The sequence below is a fragment of the Sphingomonas sp. CL5.1 genome (genome assembly GCF_013344685.1).
Taxonomy (GTDB): Bacteria; Pseudomonadota; Alphaproteobacteria; order Sphingomonadales; family Sphingomonadaceae; genus Sphingomonas.
Window position 1 is genome coordinate 1625204 of record NZ_CP050137.1, and the last position, 21096, is coordinate 1646299.

A 21096-nucleotide genomic window follows, 5' to 3' on the forward strand; every position below is an offset into this window, starting at 1 on the left:
CGGTTTCCCGGCTAGCGATCGCGGGGCAACCGACTTGCGGGGCTTGCGATCTGTCCGGCCGATCGCGGTCGCGTCTCCGGCAGGGCGAGCAGCACCGGCAACACCGCGATCGCCACCAGCGCGATCATCACGCCCGGCGCGCTGAGCGAGCCGCTGCGTTGGGTCAGCACCTGCGCAAGCCACGGCGTAAGCCCGCCGAACAATGCGGTCGCGATGGTGGCACCCAGCGCGAGGCCGCTCAAGCGGCCCTCGACCGGTAGCTGCTCGGCGGTCGCCACCGCACCGACCGCGCTGATTCCCCCGGCCAGCATCGCCAGCACTATCGCGCCGGCCAGCGTCGTTCCCGAGGTCGCGCCCGCCAGCAAGTGGAACAATGGGTAGGGCAAGGCGGCGGACAGCAGGGCGAGGCCGATCAGCACCGGCCTGCGACCCCAACGGTCCGCCAGCAGCCCGACCAGCGGCGTGACGAGGACCACCGCGACTGCGGCGACGGTCGCCAGTTGCAGCGCCTTCGCCTCGTCCAGCCTGCCGATGGAGGTGAGGTAGAGCGGTACATAGGTGATGCCGACATAATAAGTGATCGATCCCAACGCCGAGATCGCGAAGCCGCGCAGCACGCCGGCGCGATGTCGCCGCAACGCGTGGACGAGCGGCCGGCGCACCAGCGCGCCCGCGTCCCGGCGGGTCTCGAACGCCGGCGATTCCCGCATCGCCGCCCGCGCGATGAGGATCGCCCCGGCCAGCGCCGCCCCGAACGCGAAGGGCAGGCGCCAGCCCCAGTCGTCGAGCACGGGCCTGGGCAACAGGCTTGCGGTGAGCGCGGCCAGGGCCACCGCGAGCAGGCCGCCGATCTCGCTCGTCGCGGCGGCCAGCGATGTCACGAGGCCGCGACGGCCCGGCGCCGCGCCTTCCAGCAGATAGGCGACGACGCCGGTATATTCGCCGCCCACCGCAAATCCCATCACGCAGCGCAAAAGCAGCAGCAGGACACCGGCGATGGGGCCGGCCTGCGCGGCGGTCGGCAGGATCGCGGTGAGCGCCATCGCGACCGTCATCAGCGTCATCGAGGCGAGCAAGGTCGCGCGCCGCCCGTGCAGATCGCCGAAATGCCCGAACACCAGCGCGCCGACCGGACGCAGCAGATAGGCGACCGCGAAGCCGGCCAGCGTCGTCAGGACGGAATCCTCGCCCCGGAAGAACACGCGCGCCAGCACCGTCGCGAGATAGAGGAACAGCGTGAAATCATACCATTCCACCACCGTCGAGAGCGCTGCGAGGACGAGCGAGCGGCGGTCGACCGGACGGGAATGGCTCATGAATGCCCCTTTTTTCTCGAAACCGTCGCATCGGCATCGCACGGCGGCCGGGGGATCGGCAAACCGTCACGGGAAAATGCGGCGGATGTGTGAGCATATCGCGGCCGGCGGAACCGCTATGCGACGGCGGCGTAAACCGCATTCGATCCCGTCACCGCCGCGCCGCGAAATGATCGCACCGCCTGGCGGCCGGGATTCGCCTCAGGTCGATCGGGCTTCCCGTCAGGGCTGAATCGCGATCGGCCCTTTCGCCCCCGGCCCAAGCCCGACGGTGGCGAGATAGGCTTCGAGCGCCGGCAATTCGTCCGCGGCGACGATCGCGCCGACATAATTGTCCGGCCGGATGAGGAACCAGTCGCCGGGGCGGGGCGCGTAGGCGGCGTCGAAATGACCCGCCTCGTCGACCAGCTCGCCATGTCGGCCGATCGCATGAATATGCAGCCCCGCGCGCGGGAGGACGAGACCGCGATCGCCTTCGAAGCCGAGCAGCGTCCAATGCGGCCCCCGGAACAGGTCGAACAGCCGCTTCGCCTGACCCGCCGCGCCGCGGATCGGTGCGTCGGGCGCCCGATCGCCGGCCAGCAGGCCGCCCGCGCGTTCCGGCTTCTCGAGCGCGAGGCGCGATCCGGGATAACCGATGTCGAGCTGGTGCACGTCGCGCCCGCGCCGCATTTCGCCGCGCTTCATCGCGTCGAGCAGCCCCGTCGACAGGCCGAGCATCGCCTGTGCGACCGGCCGCCGTTCCGCCTCATAGCTGTCGAGCAGCGCGGGCGGCGCGCCCGAAATCACCGAGGCGAGCTTCCAGCCGAGATTGTAAGCGTCCTGCACGCTGGTGTTCAGCCCCTGGCCGCCGGTCGGTGGGTGGACGTGCGCCGCGTCGCCGGCGAGGAAGACCCGGCCCGCGCGATAGCGATCCGCCAGCCGGGCGTTCATGGTGAAGACCGACGCCCATGACACATCATGCACGACGATATCGTCCCGCCCGGTGCGCGCGGCGAGCAGCCCCGTCAGCCCGGTCGCGGACAGATCGATGTCACCATCCATGGGCACCGGCCCCTGAAGCTGGAAGAGATCGGTGCCGGCCAGCGGGCAGGCCGAAATCTGCCGCCGCATGTCGCCCTCGCCGAAGCGGTGCCAGACATCCCGTGAAAGGCCGGACAGGGACACGTCGGCGACGATGGCGCGGACGCCGAGCGTCCTGCCGGGAAAATCGATCCCCAGCGCCTGGCGCACGAAGCCGCGCCCGCCATCGGCTCCCACCAGCCAGCGGATGCGGATCGTCTCCGTCCCGGCCTGTTTGACGAGCCGCGCCGTCACGCCGTCCGCATCCTGATCGAAGCCGGCAAGCTCCACGCCGTATTCCGGGCCGGCCCCGAGTTCGGCCAGCCGCTCGCGCAGCACCCGCTCGGTCAGGAATTGCGGCACCATCAGCGGCAGGTGATACGGTTCGGCGGGCGTCGCGGGGTCGGCCTCGATCATATCGGTGTCGGCATGGCCTCCATCCTCGCGATATTCGCGCTGTTTGGGATAGAAGCCGCCGACCGCCATGAGCCGGTCGAGGATGCCGAGGTCTTCGAACACCTCCTGCGTTCGCGGCTGGATGCCCTTGCCGCGCGAGCCGCGAAACGGATCGTCGAGCTTTTCGACCAACCTGAAGGAAACGCCGCGCCGCGCCAGCTCGATGGCAAGCGTCAGCCCTGTCGCGCCCGCGCCGCAGATGAGTACGTCCGCCGCGAAATCATTTGCCATGACGATCTCCATATGTGCATTATGCACTTAAATGGAGATCGTGGATGCCGTCAAGGAAGAATGTGCATAATACACTCGATTCGGCGGCGCTTCGTGAATTGCATGGCGCCATGATCGATATCGTCAGCGTGATGAACCGCCCGCAGCGCGACGAGGAAATGGTCCGCCAGGCCGGGATCGCGCTCGATCGGGCGCTGTTTCCGCTCCTCGTGATGATCGAACGGCTCGGCCCGATCGGCATCGTCGATCTGGCCGGCCGGGTTGGGCGGGATTACACCACCGTCAGCCGGCAGGTTTCGAAACTCGAGGATCTCGGCCTCGCCGAACGCCGCGAGAACCCTGTCGATCGCCGCGTTCGCGAGGCGGCCATCACCACAAGAGGCAAGGCGATGACCGATAAGGTCGATGTCGCGCGGGAGAAAATGGCGCGGGAAATCCTCTCCGACTGGCAGGAGGACGAGGTCTTGGACCTCATCCGCCTGATGCGTCGCTTCGCCGACGCCGTGACGCGGGGAAGCCGAGCCTCGGCGGCATCCTGAAGCCACGGAAATAGGTGCCGGCCTTGCGCATCGGGAGCGCGATGCTCAGCCGTTGGGCGGCGCCCGCCATTGGTGGCCGACCTGTGTGGCGCGGGCGACGATCAACTGGCTGGCCACGCTCGACGGGCCAAAGGTCCGGACCTCGTACAACGCCTCGAATGCCTGCGCCTTGCCGACCCTGGCGGTCAATGTGTCGAGATCCGCGCGGCGCGCCACGATCTGCGCGCTTTCGGCCAGCGCCGGATCGTTCATCCCGGCGATGACCAGGATGCGGTTCCCATATGGCCCGGGCAGGCTGGCGACATAGACGTAATCGCGACGCAACATGCGTTCCTGCGAAGGGTCCGCCCAGTCCGACTGGAACCGGCGGTGGCTGCGCCGGTCGACGAGGGCGTCTCCGTCCGGTGCCAGCTCGAATCCCGAACTGTCGAAGATCGGCTCGCACAGATCGCGCAGGTCGCTCAGCAAGCCGACATACACTATATTATGCGCTTTCAGCATGTCGGTCGTGAAGCGGGATGAGGTGATCGGGGTATTGGCGCCCTGTCCTCTGGTCGCCTCGCTGACGATCGGCGCGATCACGGCAATCGCCGGCGCCATCGCGGAGGGCAGGTCGAACAGATTCAGGTCGACATAGCGCTCGCCCTGCTTCGCATCCCGGCTTTTGTAACGATCCAGCACTTCGCTCGACGTGATGGCGGGATCGCGCAACTCGCGGAATACCTTCCCCTGGCTGTCGACCTCGCCGAACGTATAGCGATCCCCGCTGACGAGCAGCACCGGGAAGTGCGCGCGCGCAAGCGGCTGCCAAAAGGCGGAGCGGAGGCGGGGATCGTCTCCCGCCGCGCGCTGGGGAGAGAACCCCCGCCACGCCGCGACGGCGGACAGCAGCAGCATGAGCACGACGCCGGCCGCCAGCCACGTCGAACGCGAACGCCAGCCGCCGCGCCGCGCGCCGGAACCGTCGGACGCGCCGGGCGGCCCCTCACGCCGGGAAGCCGATGCCTCCGGCGAGGGTGTCGCCGCGTCCGCCGGCGCCAGCAATTGCAGCCGATACTCGCCGCGAGGCAGCACGAGCCGCTCCCCGAGCGTGTTCGCGGGCAGGTCCTCCAGCTTCTTGCGCAGCCGGTGGATGCTCATGCGGACGGTCGCATCGTGGCCGATCTGCTCACTGACCGACAGGCCGAACACTTCCTGCGCGACCTCGATCTCCTTCGGGATCCTGCCGGCCAGCGAGCGCTCTATCAGGAACTCGAAAAGGCGATTGATCTGTGCCGATTTGCCGAGGGTGCCGCTGCTCCGCGCGACCTCGGCGGCCGCGCGTAACCGATCCTGCCAATCGTCGTCGGGCCGCGCGGAAACTCCGGAAGCATCGGGGCCGAAATCACTCATGGGCAAAAGGCGATCAAGCGGCCCCCTCCAGACAACGATCTTCTGCTTAGCCCAATTTCGCCTCGCAACAAGACCGGCGGCGCGGCCTGACCGGGCCGGTACACGCGCCGTCCTTCGAGGCGGGATCGACGACCGCCCCGCCATGCTTCGGGCGGCGCGGGAAGGCGCTCGCCCCGCGCGCCATCACCGAGGCCCGGATCGCTGGAACGTCCCGGTGGCGCCTGGCAAAGGAGATTTCCCGACATCTGGAAGCGCGAAGGCTATTCCATCCTCGCGACCGCGACTTCAAGCCCGTCCAGCGCATCCGAGAAGCGGATCTGGCAGGAAAGGCGCGACAGTCCGGTCCTGTCCACGGCCTCATCCAGCAAGGCGCTCTCATCGTCGCTCATCGCGGGCAGGCGATCGAACCATTGGGGGGCGACATGCACATGGCAGGTCGCGCAGGAACAGCATCCGCCGCAAAGCGCGGGCAATTCCTCGATCCCCGCGCCGCGAATGATTTCCATGACCGAGAGGCCGGTTTCGCCCGCGACGGGACGGATCGTGCCATCATGCGCCGTCACGAACACGCGGGGCGCGACGGTCGCGGCCTCCCCGATCGCGGCGCCGGCCTGATCCGTCCGCTGCCCTTCAATCGTCGCCACTTCCATACCCTCCCATCACATCGATCTGAATGAAGACGTTTCGCCCGTTCCCGATCGCGCCTCGCCCGATCCGGGAATCGATCGCCCCGACAGCGAGGCGCGAGCGCGGCGTTTCGGGCCGCCGTTACCGCATCGCCGGGCGTGACCATCCGCCGTTCGTGACATCATCACGCCATGACCAGCATGGCCGCGCCTACCCGGAGAATTTCCATCCCAAAGGCAATCACGCCGCTGTTTGTGCATTAAATGCAACCATAATGCTAAATCGTCAATGATCTTTTCGAAAACGAGACAATAGGCGAGCCGTATGGACCGCAATCACGCGGCCGCCAAACGCGGTACGGTTCGTTACCGCGACCGTACTGTTTGGTACTTATCCGGGGCATGCGGGCGGCTCATCCATGGCGTGTCGCACCGCCTGTGATGCGGCGCCGACCGGGCGCTATCCATCGCGGTCCATTCCGCAGGATTGCCGCGCCGGCATCCCGCCGCCGCGATCCCAGGCACCGCGACGCGACATTCGCGCGGGGCAACCCGTGTGGAAGACAGAAGCGATAGGAGAGAAATATGCCTCCCGGCTCCAATATGGCGGCGCGCCTCGTGGGCGGCGTCGCGCCGGCCCGCGCTCCGCAACGCGCGCATCGCCGCCTGCTCCGCCGCGAAGGAGGCCGTCATGACTGACGCGACACCATGGTCCGCGATCGCTGACTTCTACCAGCCCACATTGGAGATCGTGAAACTGTGGATGTGGGGGCTGCCGCTCTTCGCCGCGATCATCGCGATCTCCTTCATGCTGTCCGGAAAGCGGTTACGGGGATTGAGCTGGAAGGGGATGATCGACGTCGTGTTCCCCCGCGATCTGCACGCCCATCCCTCGGCACGCGTCGACCGGTGGAACGCGATAATCCTGTTCGTGATCGGCTTTCCGCTGGTCGGGCTATTCGCCCTGAACGGCCTTGCCATCGCCAGCAACGTCGCCGGGGTGATGACCGGTCATTTCGGCGCGGTCCCGCAACTGCTTCAGGCCGGCTGGGCGATCGTCCTGCTGCAATTCTCGGTGTTCTTCCTGGCCACGGACTTCGCCGGCTACTGGGTGCATTACTGGTGCCACACCAACCCGTTCCTGTGGACGCTGCACAAGCCCCACCATACGGCGGAAACCCTGACGCCCTGGACGCTCTATCGCCAGCATCCGATCGAATTCTTCGTCCTCAACGCCATTCCGGCGGTGTTTGGCGGGGCGGTGACGGGGATCGCGCTATATGCGACCGGAACGGCCATGCATCCGGGCACGGTGGCCTGCGTCGGCATCCTTTCTTACGTGCTGTTCTTCCTGATCGACTTCCTGTCTCACGCCCATGTTCCAGTGTCTTATGGATGGCTCAACCGCATCGTCCTCGCCCCGGTAATGCACAACATCCATCACAGCATGGAACTCCAGCATCGCGACAAGAACAATGCCGTCGTGCTGACGCTGTGGGACTGGATGTTCGGAACGCTATACCTCCCCGCGAAGAACGAAAAATGGCGCTGGGGCGTGAACGAGGAGGAATATGGTCCCACCAATCCGCACAATACGCTGAAGGGCTTCTATGCGGAGCCGTTCGTCGCGGTCGGGAAGAGCGTTTCCCGGTTGCTGCCGCACCGGGCCAGGAAAAGCGCGGGCGATCGGGGGTAAGCCTACCCCGGTCGACCGGGCGGGGTGGCGACGCGGCCACCCAATAGATCGGATGAGCTGACACGAGGCTCGGGGCAGTCCCCGGGCCTCGATGTCGTATGCGCCGGCCGCCGCATGCCGCGAGCAAACGGACGATCGCCGCGATCGACGCGCAAAAGACGCCGGCCGGCAAGCGATCGGCGGCCCGCGCGATGTCGCGATCCGGCGCGTGCGGGCTACGGTTTTGTTACCCGCGCGGGTACCGTTCGTTACTTGCCGCTGCCGGGCCGCCCCCGCACCCAGCACGGCAGATGGAAATCCATCGCCATCCGGCGCAACCGGATCTGGCGCGCGCGCCTTCGGATAAGGCGTGACCGCGTCCCAGGATCACCTAAGGAACGCAGCCGCGTTTCGACGGGCATTGCGTTGAATGTTGAAGAACAGGCGGACCGACCTCGTCGTAACCGCCGAACAATCTGGATAATGGGAGAGAGGCATGCGCAACTTGGAAACCCGGCTGACTGGACGCGATCGCTCGCGCCTGCAAAAGCGTCATCCCGCAAGCCGGGTGGCAACGCTTCTCATCATCCTTTCGAGCAGCGCGTCGGCATATGCGCAGACCGTCACCCCCCCGCCGCAGGGGCAGGCGGAGCAGGCCCGTGACGCCGCCCCGCCGCCGCCCGCGACTGACGCGAAGGCCAGCCCCGGCGCCGGCGACATCGTCGTCACCGCGCGGCGCAAGGAGGAATCGCTGACCGACGTGCCGGCCTCGATCACCGCCTATTCGTCCGATTTCCTCAAGAAACAGAACATCCAGACCTTCGCCGACTATGCGACGAAGATTCCGAACGTCACCTTCCAATATGGCCAGGGCACCGATGCGTCGTCGGTCGGCTTCGTCGGCGGGCGGCAGACGACGGTGCGCGGCGTGGCCGGGGCGAACACCACCGCTTATTACATCAACGACACGCCGGTCCCCGCCTCGATCAGCCCGCAAACGCTGGACCTCGACCGTATCGAGATATTGAAAGGCCCGCAGGGCACGCTCTTCGGGGCCAGCTCGATGGGCGGCAATTTGCGCTTCATCACCCGGCAGCCGTCGTTCACCGAGGACAGCTACACCGTGCAGGTGCAGGGTGGCGGAACGAAGCAGGGCGGATTCGACTTCGACGGCAACGCGCGCGGCGATATCGTGCTGGTGCCCGGCCGCGCCTCGCTCGACATCGCCGGGGGCTATACGCGCGAATCCGGGTTCATCACCCGCAGCTTCCCCGAAAACGGCACCATCGTGGACAAGCCGGGGCAGGGGCGCAACGACACCTATTCCGCCGCCGCCACGCTGCGCGTCAAGCTCGCCGACCGGCTCGAGGCGAGCCTCAGCGGCATCGGGCAGATCTCGAACCTGCACGGCTTCCCCGCCGCTTACGTCCCGCTGCCGGGATATCGCCCGGTATCGTACACGCTCGATCGCGACCGGGACGTGCAGGAATATTCCCGCGACCGCTGGGGGCTTGGCTCGCTGGTGCTGAAATATGCCGGCGAAGGCTTCTCCATCACCTCCTCGACGAGCTATTTCGCGCGCCGGACCAAGGAGCTGGAGGACGATACCGAGGGCAACAACGACTATATCACGAACGTGCTGGGGAAGGATATCGGCGATCCGGCGCTACCGACCATCAACATCTCGATGGACCGGCGCTTCACCGAGGAGAACCGGCTGTCCTTCGACGAGGGGACGCTGCTGCCGCATCTCTCCGGCATCGTCGGCGTATTCTATCAGCATCAGTTCAACAGCTTCTCGCAACCGGCGATCCCGATCCCCCAGCTGGAGGCGGCGGGGCTGGTGCCGGGCTATATCACCGCGCAGACCTTCATCACGCACGAGGACAATACCGCGATCTTCGGCGAGCTCTATTACGAGGTCGTCCCGCGCCTGACCCTGACGGCGGGCCTGCGCAAATACTGGATCACGCAGAAGGCGGACGCCGCGCTGAGCCAGGGAATCTTCAATTCGCCGGAAGGAGACCTCGCGCCGGCCCGCCGCAGCAGCCAGAGCGGCGTGGTGCCGAAGGTCGTGCTCTCCTATAAGCTGCCGGGCGACGGCACGCTGTACGTCTCGGCGGCAAAGGGTTTCCGCCCCGGCGGATCGCAGGCGCGCCTGCCCGATTTCTGCGCGAGCGACCTTGCCGCGATCGGCCGCAACCAGGACGACACGCAGGCATACAGGTCCGACACGCTGTGGAGCTACGAGGCCGGCATCAAGGGGCAGCTCGCCAACCGCCGGCTCAATGTTTCGGCGGCCGCGTTCCAGATCGACTGGTCGAACATCCAGCAGCAGGTGATGCTGCCGACCTGCACATTCAGCTTCATCGCCAACGCCGGCCGCGCGCGGATCAGGGGCGGCGAGCTTGAGGTCAGCGGCCGGCCGATCGCGGGCGTGCCGTTCACGGTGCAGTTCGGGCTGGGCTATACCGACGGGCGCCTGCTCGATCCGGGCCTGATCGTGCAGGCGCCCGACTCGCGGCTGGTGCAGACGCCGGAATGGACCGGCTCGATCGCCGGCAACTACGAACAGCCGCTCAGCGACAGCGTGACGTTCGTGGCCAGCGCCGATTACAGCTACACCGGCTCGGTCAAGGTGGCGAACAGCGCCGGCGGGTTCCTGTGGCGCCAGCCGCTCAACTTCGTCAACGGCTCGGTCGGCCTGCGCTTCGGCAAGTCCCAGATCCTGCTGTACGGCAAGAACCTGCTCGACAAGCGCCTCAACCTGGGCGATCTCTACAGCTCCGGTATCGAGCGGTCCGAAATGCTGGCCGACGGCACCTCGCAGCGGTTGCCGCGCGCGGCCGTGAGCCGCCCGCGCCAGATCGGCCTGCAATATCGTGTCGACTTCTGAGATGCGCGCGCGCCAGGTAAGCGGCGCGGGGCGAAAGGCCCGGTTCGTCCGCATATCGGCGCTGGTGCTGTGTCTCGCGCCATCTGCGGTCGGCGCCGCGCGGGCGCAGACGCTGGTCATGCCCAGCGTCGAGCCGGTGCCGCCGAGCGGAAAGCTGCCGCTTTCCTCGGCGGAGCGGCCGGGCACCGAATATATCGATCTCGCCAAACGGGGCTATCAGGAGGAGGAATATTATCTCTCCGGCGTCGCCCCGGCGATCACCGCCGATGGCCGGACGGTGGCGGACGTGCCTTACGTGACGCGATTCCTGATCCGCAAGCCGAAGGACCCGCGCCGCTTCAACGGCACCGTCATCATCGAGCCGTTCAGCTGGTTCGGCGAGCGGGCGGCCGGATGGATCCTGACCCGCGACTATCTCACCCGGCGCGGCTACGCCTATGTCGGCTATACGCTGAACATCAACGCGCCCGCGCACGACCCGAAGTTCCCCGTCGACGCGTCCGGAACCAGCGAGGACGCGAAGCAATATGGCGGCATCGTCAATTTCGATTTCATGCGCCGCTTCGATTACGCGCGCTACGCGCCGCTCGGCAGCTATTACGACGAGCGCCTGTTCCTGCGCGGCGGATTGCCGGACCCGTTCGTTCCACAAGCGCAGGGGATCAGCGCGGAGCTGGCGCTGCTGCTCAAATCGAACCCGCCCGACGGGCCGGCGAAGGGGCTGAAGGTCGATCGGGTGTACGTCAACACCTGGGCGGTCAATGCCCAGATCTGGATGGATTATCTCAATCAGGGCCGCCACCAGCAATGGCGGATGCCCGATGGCCGCCCGCTGATCGACGCCTATATGACCGGCAAGCTCGCTTATGGCGAGGTCGCCGGCGAGAGCATCCGGGTTCCGCGGCACATGCCGGACGACGCGCCGTTCGTGACGGTGTTCAGCGAGTCCGAGACGCTGCACGACGCCATCAACGGGATCGCGCTGCCCCCGGACACGGACGTTCCGCGCCTGCGCTATTACGAGGTCATGGGCACGCCGCATCTGCGCAAGGCCGATCTGGGCACCGGCGAGGTCGAGCCGCTGCCGAACGAGCGCGGCAAGCCGAACGATCCGCGCTGCCAGACCATCTATGACGAGCCGTCGGAACTGCCCTTCTCCGCGCTGCTGGACGCGCTCGACCGCTGGGTCCGCCTCGGCGTGCCGATGCCGAGGGAGGAGCGGGTCGAGCGTCGCGGCAAAGGCGTGGTGCGCGACGGCAGGACGGGCAATATCGTCGGCGGGGTGCGTCCCCCGTGGATCATGGTCCCCGCCGCCGAATATTGGACCGATTACGAAACGGGATGCGGCGTGGTGTACGACAGCAAGGTGCCGTATTCCGCCGCGCGGCTTCGCGCCATGTACGGGAATTACGCCAATTACGCCCGCAGATTCGAGGAAGCAAAGCGCAGGTCGGTGGCGCAGGGCTATCTGCTGCCGGAAGACGCGGCGGGGCTGAAGCCGATCGCCACGCCGCAGGATTTCGGGCCGCAAAGGCGTTGATCCCCGGACGATCGGTTCCGGCCGTTCCCCTGTCCTGCATCCCGTGGCCGCTGGACGGGGAGGGGCGGCCACGCCCAGCTCACGTTGGTCGCCAACGCCCGGCGGCGAGCGCCGAGTCAGCCCCCGTAACCCGACGATCACGCGGGGAAGGATACAGCCATTGTTGCGTTTGGTAATTTATAAGGCTTGAAAACCAGATAATGTTGCATCATGGTGGCGATCTGGCCACGATGCGCGGTCAGCGTCACACGAGCGGCCGCGTTACCCAGGCGACGCTGGTGCGCGGCCTGTTAACGATAGAGGTTAGGTGCCTGTGCCGTGTCTCGCTTCACGCATCGGGAATGATCGCTTTGCCGCCCCACCGCGCGCCATCAATCAGTGGAGGACCCGTAGATGACCATCGATATCCAACGTGCGGCGCAACTCGATCGCGAGTCGCTATTCCATCCGTTCACCGCCCTGAACGATCTCTATCGCGATGGTCCCAACGTCATGACCGAGGCGCGGGGGCTGTATGTCACCGACATCCACGGCAACACCTATCTCGACGGCATGGCGGGCCTGTGGTGCGTCAACCTGGGCTATGGCCGGCAGGATATCGTCGACGCGATCGCGCAGCAGAGCGCCAGGCTGTCGTTCTTCCACACGTTCAACAGCATGTCGACCGACGTGGCGATCGAATGCGCCGATGAGCTGCTGAAGCGCGCGCCGGTGCCGATGGCGCGCGTGTTCTTCGGCGCGTCGGGCAGTGACGCCAACGAGACGCAGATCAAGCTGATCTGGTATTACAACAACCTGCTGGGCCGCCCGGCCAAGAAGAAGATCATCGCGCGCTGGAACGCCTATCACGGCTCGGCGGTGATGACGGCGGGGCTGACCGGCCTGCCGGGGATGCACGCGCTGTTCGACCTGCCGCTCGGCCCCATCCTGCACGTCACCGCGCCGCATCACTACCGCAAGGCGCCCGAGGGCATGTCGGAGCGCGAGTTCTCGCGCATGCTGGCGGCCGAGCTGGAGGAGCTGATCGAGCGCGAGGGCGCCGATACGATCGCGGCCTTCTTCGCCGAGCCGGTGATGGGCGCGGGCGGACTCATCACCACGCCCGAGGGCTATTGGGAGGAGATCACCCCGATCCTGAAGCGCCACGACATCCTGCTGGTGATGGACGAGGTGGTATCCGGCTTCGGGCGGCTCGGCACCTATTGGGGCGCGCAGGCCTATGGGCTGGAGCCGGACCTCATCACCGCCGCGAAGGGCGTGACCAGCGGCTATTTCCCGATGTCGGTGTGCTACATCTCGCCGAAGCTGTGGGACGTGTTCGAGGCGCAGAAGGACGTCGCCGGCCTGTTCGGCCATGGCTACACCTATTCCGCGCACCCGGTCGGCGCGGCGGCGGCGCTCGCCACGCTGCGCGCGATCGACGAGGACAAGGTGGTGGAGAACGCCGCCGATGTCGGGCCGTACCTGCACGAGCGGATGCGCGCCGCGCTCGGCGACGATCCGATGGTGGGCGAGATCCGCGGACGCGGGCTGATGATCGGCGTCGAGCTGGTCAAGGACCGCGCCACCAAGGAAGCCTTCCCCATGGCCCAGCGCGTCGGACGGCAGGTGCTGAAGGCGGCGGCGGATCGCGGCCTCATCACCCGCGCGCTGGGCGACACGTTGGTGTTCGCGCCGCCGCTGGTGATCGATCGGGGATCGATCGACACATTGGTCGGCACGTTCAAGGCCGCGATCGACGCGGTGCGCGCGGACGTCGCGTGACCGCCGCCAGCGCGGGCGGGGCGGTGGCGCCGCCGCTCGTCACGGCGGGTGGCGGACAGCCGATCGGCTATGCCGCGCTCGCCTCGGCGATCGCGGCCGGCATCGTCGGCGCGCTGATGATCCTCGTCACGCCCGGCTTCCTCGCGCTGGTCGCGGCGCAGGCCGGGCTGGGCGACCAGCAGCTCGGCTATATCGCCGCCTGGGACATCAACGCGATGGCGGTGGCGATCGGGATCAGCACCTTCCTGTTGCCGCTATGGGACTGGCGGATCAGCGTCGGGGTGGGGTTGCTGCTGCTGGTGGCGGGCAATTTCGCCACCGCCGCCAGCCACAGTTATGCCGCGATCGCGGCGGCGCGCGTGCTGGCCGGCACGGGGGAGGGGATCGCGGTCGGCTTCGCCTTCGCCGCGTTCGGCCGGGCGGCCAATCCCGACCGCACCTTCGCGGTCTATCTGGTGCTCGGCGCGGTGCTCGGCGCGGGCATCCTGCTGATGCTGCCGGCCCTCCAGGCGCAATTCGGCCCGCAGCGGCTGTTCGTCGCCAATGGCGTGCTCGCCGCGCTGGTGCTGCTGGGGCTGCGGTGGTTCCCGCACGGGCGCCGGCTGGAGCAGGATGCCGTGCTGGGCCATGGCGGGCTGAACCGGCGGATGGCGACATGGTCGCTGATCGCGGTGTTCTTCTACTTCTTCGCGATCGGCGCGGTGTGGAGCTACAGCGAGCGGATCGGGCAGGCCAGCGGGCTTGACGCGCAGCAGATCGCGCACGGCCTGTCGCTGGGCACCTTCGCCGGCATGGGCGGCGCGGCGCTCGCGGGCCTGCTGCCCCGCCGCTTCGGCCGCGCCTGGCCGCTGGCGGTGAGCGGCGCGGCGACCATCCTGAGCTACCTGCTGCTGGTCGGTGGCGTGTCGGCGACCGCCTTCACGATATCGATGGTGCTGTTGCTGATGTCGTGGAATTTCGCGCAGCCGCTGCTGTCGGGCATCTGCTGCGACGCCGATTGCGAGGGGCGGGTGGTCTGCGCGATGGGGTCGATCCAGACCTTCGGCATGGGCTTCGGCCCCGCCGCTGTCGGGCTGACGCTGCGCCATGGCGGCTACGCGCCGACGCTGTGGGCGAGCTGCGTGATCCTGGCCGGCAGCCTGTTCCTCGCCATCCTCGCCATCCGATCCCCGCGCCCGGACAGGAGCATGTCATGACCGCGTTGAAGCTTGCCGATCCCGACCTGCTGCGCGAGGCGGCGCTGATCGGCGGCGAGTGGGTGACGGGCGACCGCGCCGACGCGATCGCGGTCACCAACCCCGCGACGGGCGAGACGATCGGCCATGTCCCCGATCTCGGCGCGGCCGGGACGGAGCGGGCGATCGCGGCGGCGGCGCGCGCCTTTCCGGCATGGAGCCGGCTGACCGCAGCCGCGCGCGCCGCGCCGCTGCGCCGCCTGTACGAGCTGATGCTGGCGCATATCGATGACCTGGCCGCGATCATGACCGCCGAGCAGGGCAAGCCGCTCGCCGAGGCGCGCGGCGAGATCCGCTATGCGGCGGGCTTCATCGAATGGTTCGCGGAGGAGGGCAAGCGCGTCTATGGCGACGTGATCCCGCCCAACGCGCCCGGCCGCCGCATCCTGACCTTCAAGCAGCCGATCGGCGTGTTCGCGGCGATCACCCCGTGGAACTTCCCGTCGGCGATGATCACGCGCAAGGTCGGGCCGGGCTGGGCGGCGGGCTGCACCGGGGTGGTGCGCCCGGCTTCCGCGACGCCGTTCTCCGCGCTGGCGCTGGGCGTGCTGGCGGAGCGCGCCGGGCTGCCGCCGGGGGTGTGCAACATCATCACCGGGGCAGCCGCGCCGATCAGCAAGGCGATATGCGACAGCCCGGTGGTGCGCAAATTGTCGTTCACCGGCTCCACCGCGGTCGGCGCCAGGCTGCTCGCGCAATGCGCGCCGACGATCAAGAAGACCTCGATGGAGCTGGGCGGCAACGCGCCCTTCCTGGTGTTCGACGACGCGGACGTGGACGCGGCGGTGGATGGCGCGATGATCGCCAAGTTCCGCAATGCCGGCCAGACCTGCGTCTGCGCCAATCGCTTCCTGGTGCAGTCGGGAATCCACGACCGCTTCGTCGCGGCCCTGGCGGTGCGGGTGGCGGCGCTTCGCGTCGGCGACGGGCTGCGCGAGGGGGTGGAGATCGGGCCGATGATAGATGGCGCGGCCGTCGCCAAGGTCGAGGAGCATATCGCCGACGCCGTGGCGCTGGGCGCGCGCGTGGTTGAAGGCGGCGGGCGGCATGAACTGGGCCACAGCTTTTTCGCGCCGACCGTGCTGGCGGACGTGTCGCCCGACGCGCAATGTTTCCGCGACGAGACGTTCGGGCCGCTCGCCGCGATCGTCCGCTTCGACAGCGAGGAGCAGGGGATCGCGCTGGCCAACGACACCGAGTTCGGGCTGGCCGCCTATTGCTACACCCGCGACGTCGCGCGCGCGTTCCGCGTGGCCGAGGCGCTCGAGGTGGGGATCGTCGGCATCAACGAGGGGCTGATCTCCACCGAGGTGGCGCCGTTCGGCGGGGTGAAGCAATCCGGGCTGGGGCGCGAAGGCTCCAAATACGGGATCGACGACTATCTGGAGATCAAATACGTCGGGATCGGCGGCATCTAGCCTTCGTCATTCCGCGAAGCGATAGCCCGCCGGCGTACCCCCCGGCGATGGAGGGTGGGCCGGCCCACCCTCCGGTCGAGCCTACAGGAACACCGCGCGCGACAGGCCGCCGTCGACCGCGATCGATTCGCCGGTGATGCCGCTGCCCAGGGCCGAGGCGAGGAACACGATCGGATCGGCGACCTCGGCCACCTCCAGCATCCGCCGGATCGCGGACGGATCGCCCGCCTCGCGCTTCACGAACGCTTCATAGGTGATGCCTTCCTCGCGGGCCATGTCGGCGAACCATTGCTCGACATGCTCGGTGCGCGTCACGCCGGGATGGATGATGTTGACGGTGATGCCGTCGCGGCCGACCTCGTCCGACAGCGTCTTGGTCAGGTGAACCAGGGCGGTGTTGCGCATCCCGCTCAGCGCCTCGGTGCAGCGCGCGGTCAGCCCGCCGACGTTGACGATCCGGCCCCATTGCGCGCGCCGCATATGCGGCACGCATGCCTTGCACATGCGGAAATAGCCGAGCAGCTTGGTGTTGAGGTCGAGCAGCAGGTTGTCTTCGTCCGCTTCCTCGATCGCGTTGCGCACCAGCCCGCCGGGGGCTGCCGCGCAATTCACGAGAATGTGGACGCCGCCGTAGAGATCGGCGGTCTGGTCGACCAGACCGCGCACCGAGGCCATGTCGGTGGTGTCGACCGGGATCGCGCTGACCTTCCCGCCGGTATCGGCGCGCAGCTCCTCGGCGGCGGCGTCCAGCGTCGCCCTGGTGCGCGCGGCGATCGTCACGTTGACGCCGGCCTGCGCCAGCTTGCGCGCGGTCTCCTTGCCGATGCCGACGCTGCCGCCGGTGACGATCGCCGTGCGCCCTTCGATACCAAGATTCAGGCTCATCAAATTCTCTCCCTTCGATCCGCCGGATGGCCGATCCGTGCATGTGCCTCGCTGCCGTCGGAAAAGCGGCTGGTCAGCCGTTCGTCGGATGCGATCGCGGTGATGCCGGTGCAGCTTCCGGTCGCCACCAATTGCCCGCAGCACAGCATCTCGCCCCGCGCGGCCAGCCAGTTCGCCAGCCACGCCAGCGCGGCCAGCGGATTGCCGAGCACCGTCGCGGCGCCGCCATGCACCGGCGCGCCGCTCGATCGGAGCAGCGTCGCCTCCAGCGTGGCGAAACGATCCTCCCACAGCGCCGACAGCCGGTCGCCGACCACCAGCAATTCGGCATTGCTGTTGTCCGCGACCAGCGCGCCGGCATCGACGTCGTCGGCCGCATAGCGCGAGCTGCACAATTCGATGCCGGCATAGACGCCCGCCACCGCCCGCGCCACGGTGGCCTGATCGAACGGCGCCGCCGATGGCGGCAGGTCCTCGCCGATCTCCACCACCAGCTCCGCCTCCGCGAATCGCGGATGGGCGCTGGATGGCACCGCCGCTTCGCCGCGCAGGATATCGGCGGCGCGCAGCCGCCCAGCGATTGGCTCGCCAACCCCCATCGCCCGCTGGGCCGCGGGATTAGTCAATCCGATCTTGTAGCCGGCGACCGGCGCGCCGCGCAGCCGCGCGACCTCGGCCTGCACCGCATAGCCATCACTCAGGGAAAGCGCGGAGGCGGGCGGCGGGATCGTGGCGCCTGCCGCCCGCGCCCCCGCAAGCGCGCGGGCGAGATCGCCGATGCTGGTCTGGATGAATGTCATGACCGACATCTGCCTGCATTGTACCGAATACGCAACAGTGAACCTTATAAATGGACTATTGTTTCCATTATTGATAATTGGTAGAAGAGGTGAACGGGCAATCGCCGCAACGGATTCGGAGTAGGAAGCAGCATGACGACGCTATCGGCGGTGGATCTCGCGGCGCGACTCGGCGGCGAGCTGGCAAAGGCGCCGCGCAAGCTGCTGATCGACGGCAAGCTGGTCGACGCGCGCTCCGGCCGGACCTTCGCGACGATCAATCCGGCGACCGGCGAGGAGCTGGCGCAGGTCGCGCATGGGGCGGCGGAGGATATCGACCTGGCGGTGGCGGCGGCGCGGCGCGCGCTCGAGAATCCGGCATGGCGCGACATGACCGCCAACGACCGTTCGCTGCTCCTCTATCGCCTCGCCGACCTGATCGAGCGCGACGCGCAGGAGCTGGCGGTGCTGGAATGCCTGGACAACGGCAAGCCGGCGACGCTGACGCGGGCGGTCGAGATCGAGGGATCGATCAAGACGTTCCGCTATTTCGCCGGCTGGCCGACGAAGTTCGGCGGCGAGACGCTGCCGGTGTCGCCGCGCGGCGGGCTGAAGATCCTGAACTACACCACCCGCGAGCCGGTCGGCGTCGCCGGGCTGATCGTGCCGTGGAACTATCCGATGTCGATGGCGGCGTGGAAGATCGCGCCGGCGGTGGCGGCGGGCTGTGCCGTCGTGCTCAAGCCGGCCGAGCAGACGCCGCTGACGGCGTTGCGGCTGGGCGAGCTGGCGCTGGAGGCGGGCTTCCCCGCCGGCGTCATCAACGTCGTGCCCGGCTTCGGCGACGCGGGCGCAGCGCTGGTGCAGCACCCCGGCGTCGACAAGGTGGCCTTCACCGGATCGACCGAGGTCGGCAAGGCGATCGTCCGCGCCGCGGCGGGCAACCTCAAGAAGATATCGCTGGAGCTTGGCGGCAAGTCGCCGCAGATAGTGCTGCCCGACGCCGACCTGGACAATGCCGCCGCGTCGATCGCCACCGGCATCTTCTTCAACCAGGGGCAGACCTGCACCGCCGGCTCCCGGTTGTACGCGCATCGCTCGATCCACGACGAGCTGCTGGCGAAGATCGCGGACCATGCCGCGAAGCTGAAGATCGGCAACGGGCTGGACCCGGAAACGAGCTTCGGCCCGCTTGTCTCGCAGGAGCAATGGGACCGGGTGAGCGACTATGTGCGGATCGGCGCCGACGAGGGCGCGCGGCTACACACCGGCGGGCGGCGGCCGGAAGGGCTGGCGCCTGAACTTCATGGCGGCTTCTTCTTCCAGCCGACGATCCTCGCCGACGCCACGCGCGACATGCGGGTCGTCCGCGAGGAGATTTTCGGGCCGGTGCTGAGCGCGCTGTCGTGGTCCGACACGGAAGACCTGATCGCGCAGGCCAATGATTCCGAATTCGGCCTGTCGGCGGGCGTGTGGACCAACGACATCAAGAGCGGCCACCGCATCGCCGCCGCGGTGAAGGCGGGGACGATCTGGATCAACTGCTTCAACCTGGTCGATCCGTCGACACCGTTCGGCGGCTTCAAGCAATCCGGCTGGGGCCGGGAGCACGGGCGGCAGGCGATGGAACTCTACAGCGAGACGAAGAGCGTCTGGGTCAACCTCAGCTGATCGCGGCTGCCCGCGACCAACTGCACGAACGAGAGAGCGAGAGGGACGAAATGGCCACGGAAAAAACCCTGCTGGTATCCACCGACGGTCAGGCGGTGATGCGCAGCCATGACAATGGCGATACCTGGCACCGGATCGGCATCGACCAGGATCTGGAATATGACGATCGCGTCCGGTGCCTGCTGGCCGATCCGCGCGATCCGCAGTCGATCTTCGCCGGCGCCGAGCGCGGGCTGTTCCACAGCGCGGATTGCGGCGTGACGTGGACGCGCATCGATTGTGCGCTGAACGACATGGCGGTGTGGAAGTTGGCGATCGCGCCAAGCGATCCGAACGTGATGTACGCGGGCACCGGATCGCCGACGCCGGCGGTGTTCTACCGCTCGACCGACGCCGGGCGGACGTGGGAAGCCACCTCGCTGCGGATGCCGCTGAAATGCGCGGGGGTCAGCCGGCCCCGGATGCTGGCGCTGGCGGTCGATCCCGACAATGCGCGCGACATCTGGGCGGGCGTCGAGGAAGGGGGGCTGTTCCATTCCACCGACGGGGGCGACAATTGGGAGCGGGTCGACAAGGGCTGGCCGGAATCGGCCGGCAATTCCGACATCCACAACCTCATCGTCCTGCCGGGCACGCCGAAGGTGGTGCTGGCGCTGGTGGTCAACGCGCTCTACCGTTCCGAGGATGGCGGCCGCACCTGGTCGCGCGCCGGCGCGAAGGAGACCTGGGGTCTGCGGTATTCGCGGTTCCTGCTGAAGAAAGTCGACAGCGACGAGCTGTTCCTGGGCATCGGCGACGGCACGCCGGGGACGATCGGCGCGCTGCTGCGCTCGACCGACCGGGGCGCGACCTTCCAGCCGATCGACCTGCCGGTGCGCCCCAATTCCTGCCTGTGGGCCGCCGGCGGCAACGCCGCCGATCCCGATTTCCTGATGATCGGCACCAAGTTCGGCGATCTCTTCTCGAGCCGCGACGGCGGCCGGACCTGGAACAAGGAATGGCGCGAGTTCAACGAGATCACCGACGTCACCTGGCTGCCCAGCGTGCCCGCCAATCAGGGGACCGTCCATGTACACGCCTAGGATCAAGCGCATCGCGCATATCGTGCTCTACGTCAGGGACCCCGAAGCCTCGGCGCGCTGGTACAAGGATGTGCTGGGCATGGAGATCAGCTCGCGGGTCGGCGGCGGCCCGTACAAGGGCGGCGTGTTCATGACCTTCGGCCATTACGACCATGACATCGCGCTCTTTCCCGGCGACCCCGAAGCATCGCGCGGCAAGGAGATCGAGCATGTCGCGCTCGAACTGGACTGCGGCAGGGACCTGAACGAGCTGCGCCGCGTGTACGCCAGCTTCCTCGACAAGGGCGTGAAGATCGCCGAGGTGCTGGACCATGGCGTCGCCCACGGCCTGTATTTCTACGACCCCGACGGCCATATGCTCGAAATCTTCGCGCCCACCGTCGAACCGTCCGCGGCGACAATCGAAGAATTCCGCGCGGGCGAGGGCAAGGCCGATCCGGTCGAGCTGACCCCGCTCAGGAACTGACCGCTCCCCCGGGCCCGTCCCGCGCCGTCGTCCTCTCTATTCGGGCGGCGCGGGGCGGGAATC

General features: G+C 67.8%; 17 protein-coding genes. 11 read left to right on the top strand and 6 right to left on the bottom strand.

From position 1 onward, the window contains the following. Positions 1 to 11: 11 nt before the first annotated feature. Positions 12 to 1316, bottom strand: coding sequence for an MFS transporter (locus tag F9288_RS07930; RefSeq protein WP_174836124.1), 1305 nt, complete (start codon positions 1314 to 1316; stop codon positions 12 to 14). A 222-nt stretch (positions 1317 to 1538) separates the two neighbouring features. Next, a complete protein-coding gene (locus F9288_RS07935) occupies positions 1539 to 3065 on the bottom strand; it encodes an FAD-dependent oxidoreductase (RefSeq protein ID WP_174836125.1) in 1527 nt (508 codons plus the stop codon). A 110-nt stretch (positions 3066 to 3175) separates the two neighbouring features. Between F9288_RS07935 and F9288_RS07940 the strand changes: the two genes are divergently transcribed. Continuing rightward, positions 3176 to 3604 (top strand): MarR family winged helix-turn-helix transcriptional regulator, encoded by a 429-nt coding sequence (locus tag F9288_RS07940; RefSeq protein WP_254621124.1) that lies wholly within the window; start codon positions 3176 to 3178, stop codon positions 3602 to 3604. Between the two features lie 45 nt (positions 3605 to 3649). Here the strand turns inward: F9288_RS07940 and F9288_RS07945 are convergent, their stop codons facing one another. Beyond that, positions 3650 to 4996 (bottom strand): helix-turn-helix domain-containing protein, encoded by a 1347-nt coding sequence (locus tag F9288_RS07945; protein ID WP_254621125.1) that lies wholly within the window; start codon positions 4994 to 4996, stop codon positions 3650 to 3652. A 260-nt stretch (positions 4997 to 5256) separates the two neighbouring features. Then, a complete protein-coding gene (locus F9288_RS07950; protein WP_254621187.1) occupies positions 5257 to 5565 on the bottom strand; it encodes a 2Fe-2S iron-sulfur cluster-binding protein in 309 nt (102 codons plus the stop codon). A gap of 104 nt (positions 5566 to 5669) precedes the next feature. Here F9288_RS07950 and F9288_RS07955 point away from each other — a divergent pair, with 104 nt between their 5' ends. The 7 genes from F9288_RS07955 (at position 5670) to F9288_RS07985 (ending at position 16150) form a co-directional block, all read left to right on the top strand. Then, entirely contained in the window at positions 5670 to 5915 is a 246-nt protein-coding gene (locus F9288_RS07955; RefSeq protein ID WP_174836128.1) for a hypothetical protein, read from the top strand. A gap of 398 nt (positions 5916 to 6313) precedes the next feature. After that, positions 6314 to 7318, top strand: a complete 1005-nt coding sequence (locus F9288_RS07960; RefSeq protein ID WP_174836129.1) for a sterol desaturase family protein — start codon at positions 6314 to 6316, stop codon at positions 7316 to 7318. A gap of 475 nt (positions 7319 to 7793) precedes the next feature. Beyond that, complete coding sequence (locus F9288_RS07965; RefSeq protein WP_174836130.1) at positions 7794 to 10193, top strand: TonB-dependent receptor; 2400 nt, start codon at positions 7794 to 7796, stop codon at positions 10191 to 10193. A gap of 1 nt (position 10194) precedes the next feature. Then, positions 10195 to 11733 carry an alpha/beta hydrolase domain-containing protein gene (locus tag F9288_RS07970; protein WP_254621126.1) on the top strand — a complete coding sequence of 513 codons (1539 nt, stop codon included), beginning with the start codon at positions 10195 to 10197 and terminating at the stop codon, positions 11731 to 11733. Between the two features lie 393 nt (positions 11734 to 12126). Then, complete coding sequence (locus tag F9288_RS07975) at positions 12127 to 13497, top strand: aminotransferase (protein WP_174836131.1); 1371 nt, start codon at positions 12127 to 12129, stop codon at positions 13495 to 13497. Further along, entirely contained in the window at positions 13494 to 14693 is a 1200-nt protein-coding gene (locus tag F9288_RS07980) for an MFS transporter (protein ID WP_174836132.1), read from the top strand. The genes F9288_RS07975 and F9288_RS07980 overlap by 4 nt, the downstream gene beginning before the upstream one ends. After that, the gene (locus tag F9288_RS07985; RefSeq protein WP_174836133.1) at positions 14690 to 16150 is read left to right on the top strand and encodes an NAD-dependent succinate-semialdehyde dehydrogenase; all 1461 of its coding nucleotides are present in this window, start codon (positions 14690 to 14692) and stop codon (positions 16148 to 16150) included. Before F9288_RS07980 ends, F9288_RS07985 begins: the two co-directional genes overlap by 4 nt. An 81-nt stretch (positions 16151 to 16231) precedes the next feature. Here the strand turns inward: F9288_RS07985 and F9288_RS07990 are convergent, their stop codons facing one another. Beyond that, on the bottom strand, positions 16232 to 17035 hold the full coding sequence (locus tag F9288_RS07990) for an SDR family NAD(P)-dependent oxidoreductase (protein ID WP_174836134.1): 804 nt from the start codon (positions 17033 to 17035) through the stop codon (positions 16232 to 16234). Continuing rightward, positions 17035 to 17844, bottom strand: coding sequence for a 2-keto-4-pentenoate hydratase (locus F9288_RS07995; RefSeq protein ID WP_174836135.1), 810 nt, complete (start codon positions 17842 to 17844; stop codon positions 17035 to 17037). The genes F9288_RS07990 and F9288_RS07995 overlap by 1 nt, the downstream gene beginning before the upstream one ends. A 123-nt stretch (positions 17845 to 17967) precedes the next feature. On the opposite strand from F9288_RS07995, the gene F9288_RS08000 reads away from it, so the two are divergent. Genes F9288_RS08000 through F9288_RS08010 form a run of 3 tightly spaced genes read left to right on the top strand, consistent with a single transcriptional unit; the run spans position 17968 to position 21033 of the window. Next, the gene (locus tag F9288_RS08000) at positions 17968 to 19485 is read left to right on the top strand and encodes an aldehyde dehydrogenase family protein (protein ID WP_174836136.1); all 1518 of its coding nucleotides are present in this window, start codon (positions 17968 to 17970) and stop codon (positions 19483 to 19485) included. A 50-nt stretch (positions 19486 to 19535) separates the two neighbouring features. Further along, a complete protein-coding gene (locus F9288_RS08005; protein ID WP_174836137.1) occupies positions 19536 to 20567 on the top strand; it encodes a YCF48-related protein in 1032 nt (343 codons plus the stop codon). After that, positions 20554 to 21033, top strand: coding sequence for a VOC family protein (locus F9288_RS08010; protein ID WP_174836138.1), 480 nt, complete (start codon positions 20554 to 20556; stop codon positions 21031 to 21033). The genes F9288_RS08005 and F9288_RS08010 overlap by 14 nt, the downstream gene beginning before the upstream one ends. Positions 21034 to 21096 lie beyond the last annotated feature (63 nt).

Bases quoted from the DNA above. Each gene is read 5' to 3' on its own strand.
- F9288_RS07985 (WP_174836133.1), top strand. From the start codon at position 14,690: ATGACCGCGTTGAAGCTTGCCGATCCCGACCTGCTGCGCGAGGCGGCG.
- F9288_RS07995 (WP_174836135.1), bottom strand. From the start codon at position 17,844: ATGTCGGTCATGACATTCATCCAGACCAGCATCGGCGATCTCGCCCGC.
- F9288_RS08000 (WP_174836136.1), top strand. From the start codon at position 17,968: ATGACGACGCTATCGGCGGTGGATCTCGCGGCGCGACTCGGCGGCGAG.
- F9288_RS07990 (WP_174836134.1), bottom strand. From the start codon at position 17,035: ATGAGCCTGAATCTTGGTATCGAAGGGCGCACGGCGATCGTCACCGGC.
- F9288_RS08005 (WP_174836137.1), top strand. From the start codon at position 19,536: ATGGCCACGGAAAAAACCCTGCTGGTATCCACCGACGGTCAGGCGGTG.
- F9288_RS07930 (WP_174836124.1), bottom strand. From the start codon at position 1,316: ATGAGCCATTCCCGTCCGGTCGACCGCCGCTCGCTCGTCCTCGCAGCG.
- F9288_RS07965 (WP_174836130.1), top strand. From the start codon at position 7,794: ATGCGCAACTTGGAAACCCGGCTGACTGGACGCGATCGCTCGCGCCTG.
- F9288_RS07935 (WP_174836125.1), bottom strand. From the start codon at position 3,065: ATGGCAAATGATTTCGCGGCGGACGTACTCATCTGCGGCGCGGGCGCG.
- F9288_RS07955 (WP_174836128.1), top strand. From the start codon at position 5,670: ATGAAGACGTTTCGCCCGTTCCCGATCGCGCCTCGCCCGATCCGGGAA.
- F9288_RS08010 (WP_174836138.1), top strand. From the start codon at position 20,554: ATGTACACGCCTAGGATCAAGCGCATCGCGCATATCGTGCTCTACGTC.
- F9288_RS07975 (WP_174836131.1), top strand. From the start codon at position 12,127: ATGACCATCGATATCCAACGTGCGGCGCAACTCGATCGCGAGTCGCTA.
- F9288_RS07945 (WP_254621125.1), bottom strand. From the start codon at position 4,996: ATGAGTGATTTCGGCCCCGATGCTTCCGGAGTTTCCGCGCGGCCCGAC.
- F9288_RS07970 (WP_254621126.1), top strand. From the start codon at position 10,195: ATGCGCGCGCGCCAGGTAAGCGGCGCGGGGCGAAAGGCCCGGTTCGTC.
- F9288_RS07940 (WP_254621124.1), top strand. From the start codon at position 3,176: ATGATCGATATCGTCAGCGTGATGAACCGCCCGCAGCGCGACGAGGAA.
- F9288_RS07960 (WP_174836129.1), top strand. From the start codon at position 6,314: ATGACTGACGCGACACCATGGTCCGCGATCGCTGACTTCTACCAGCCC.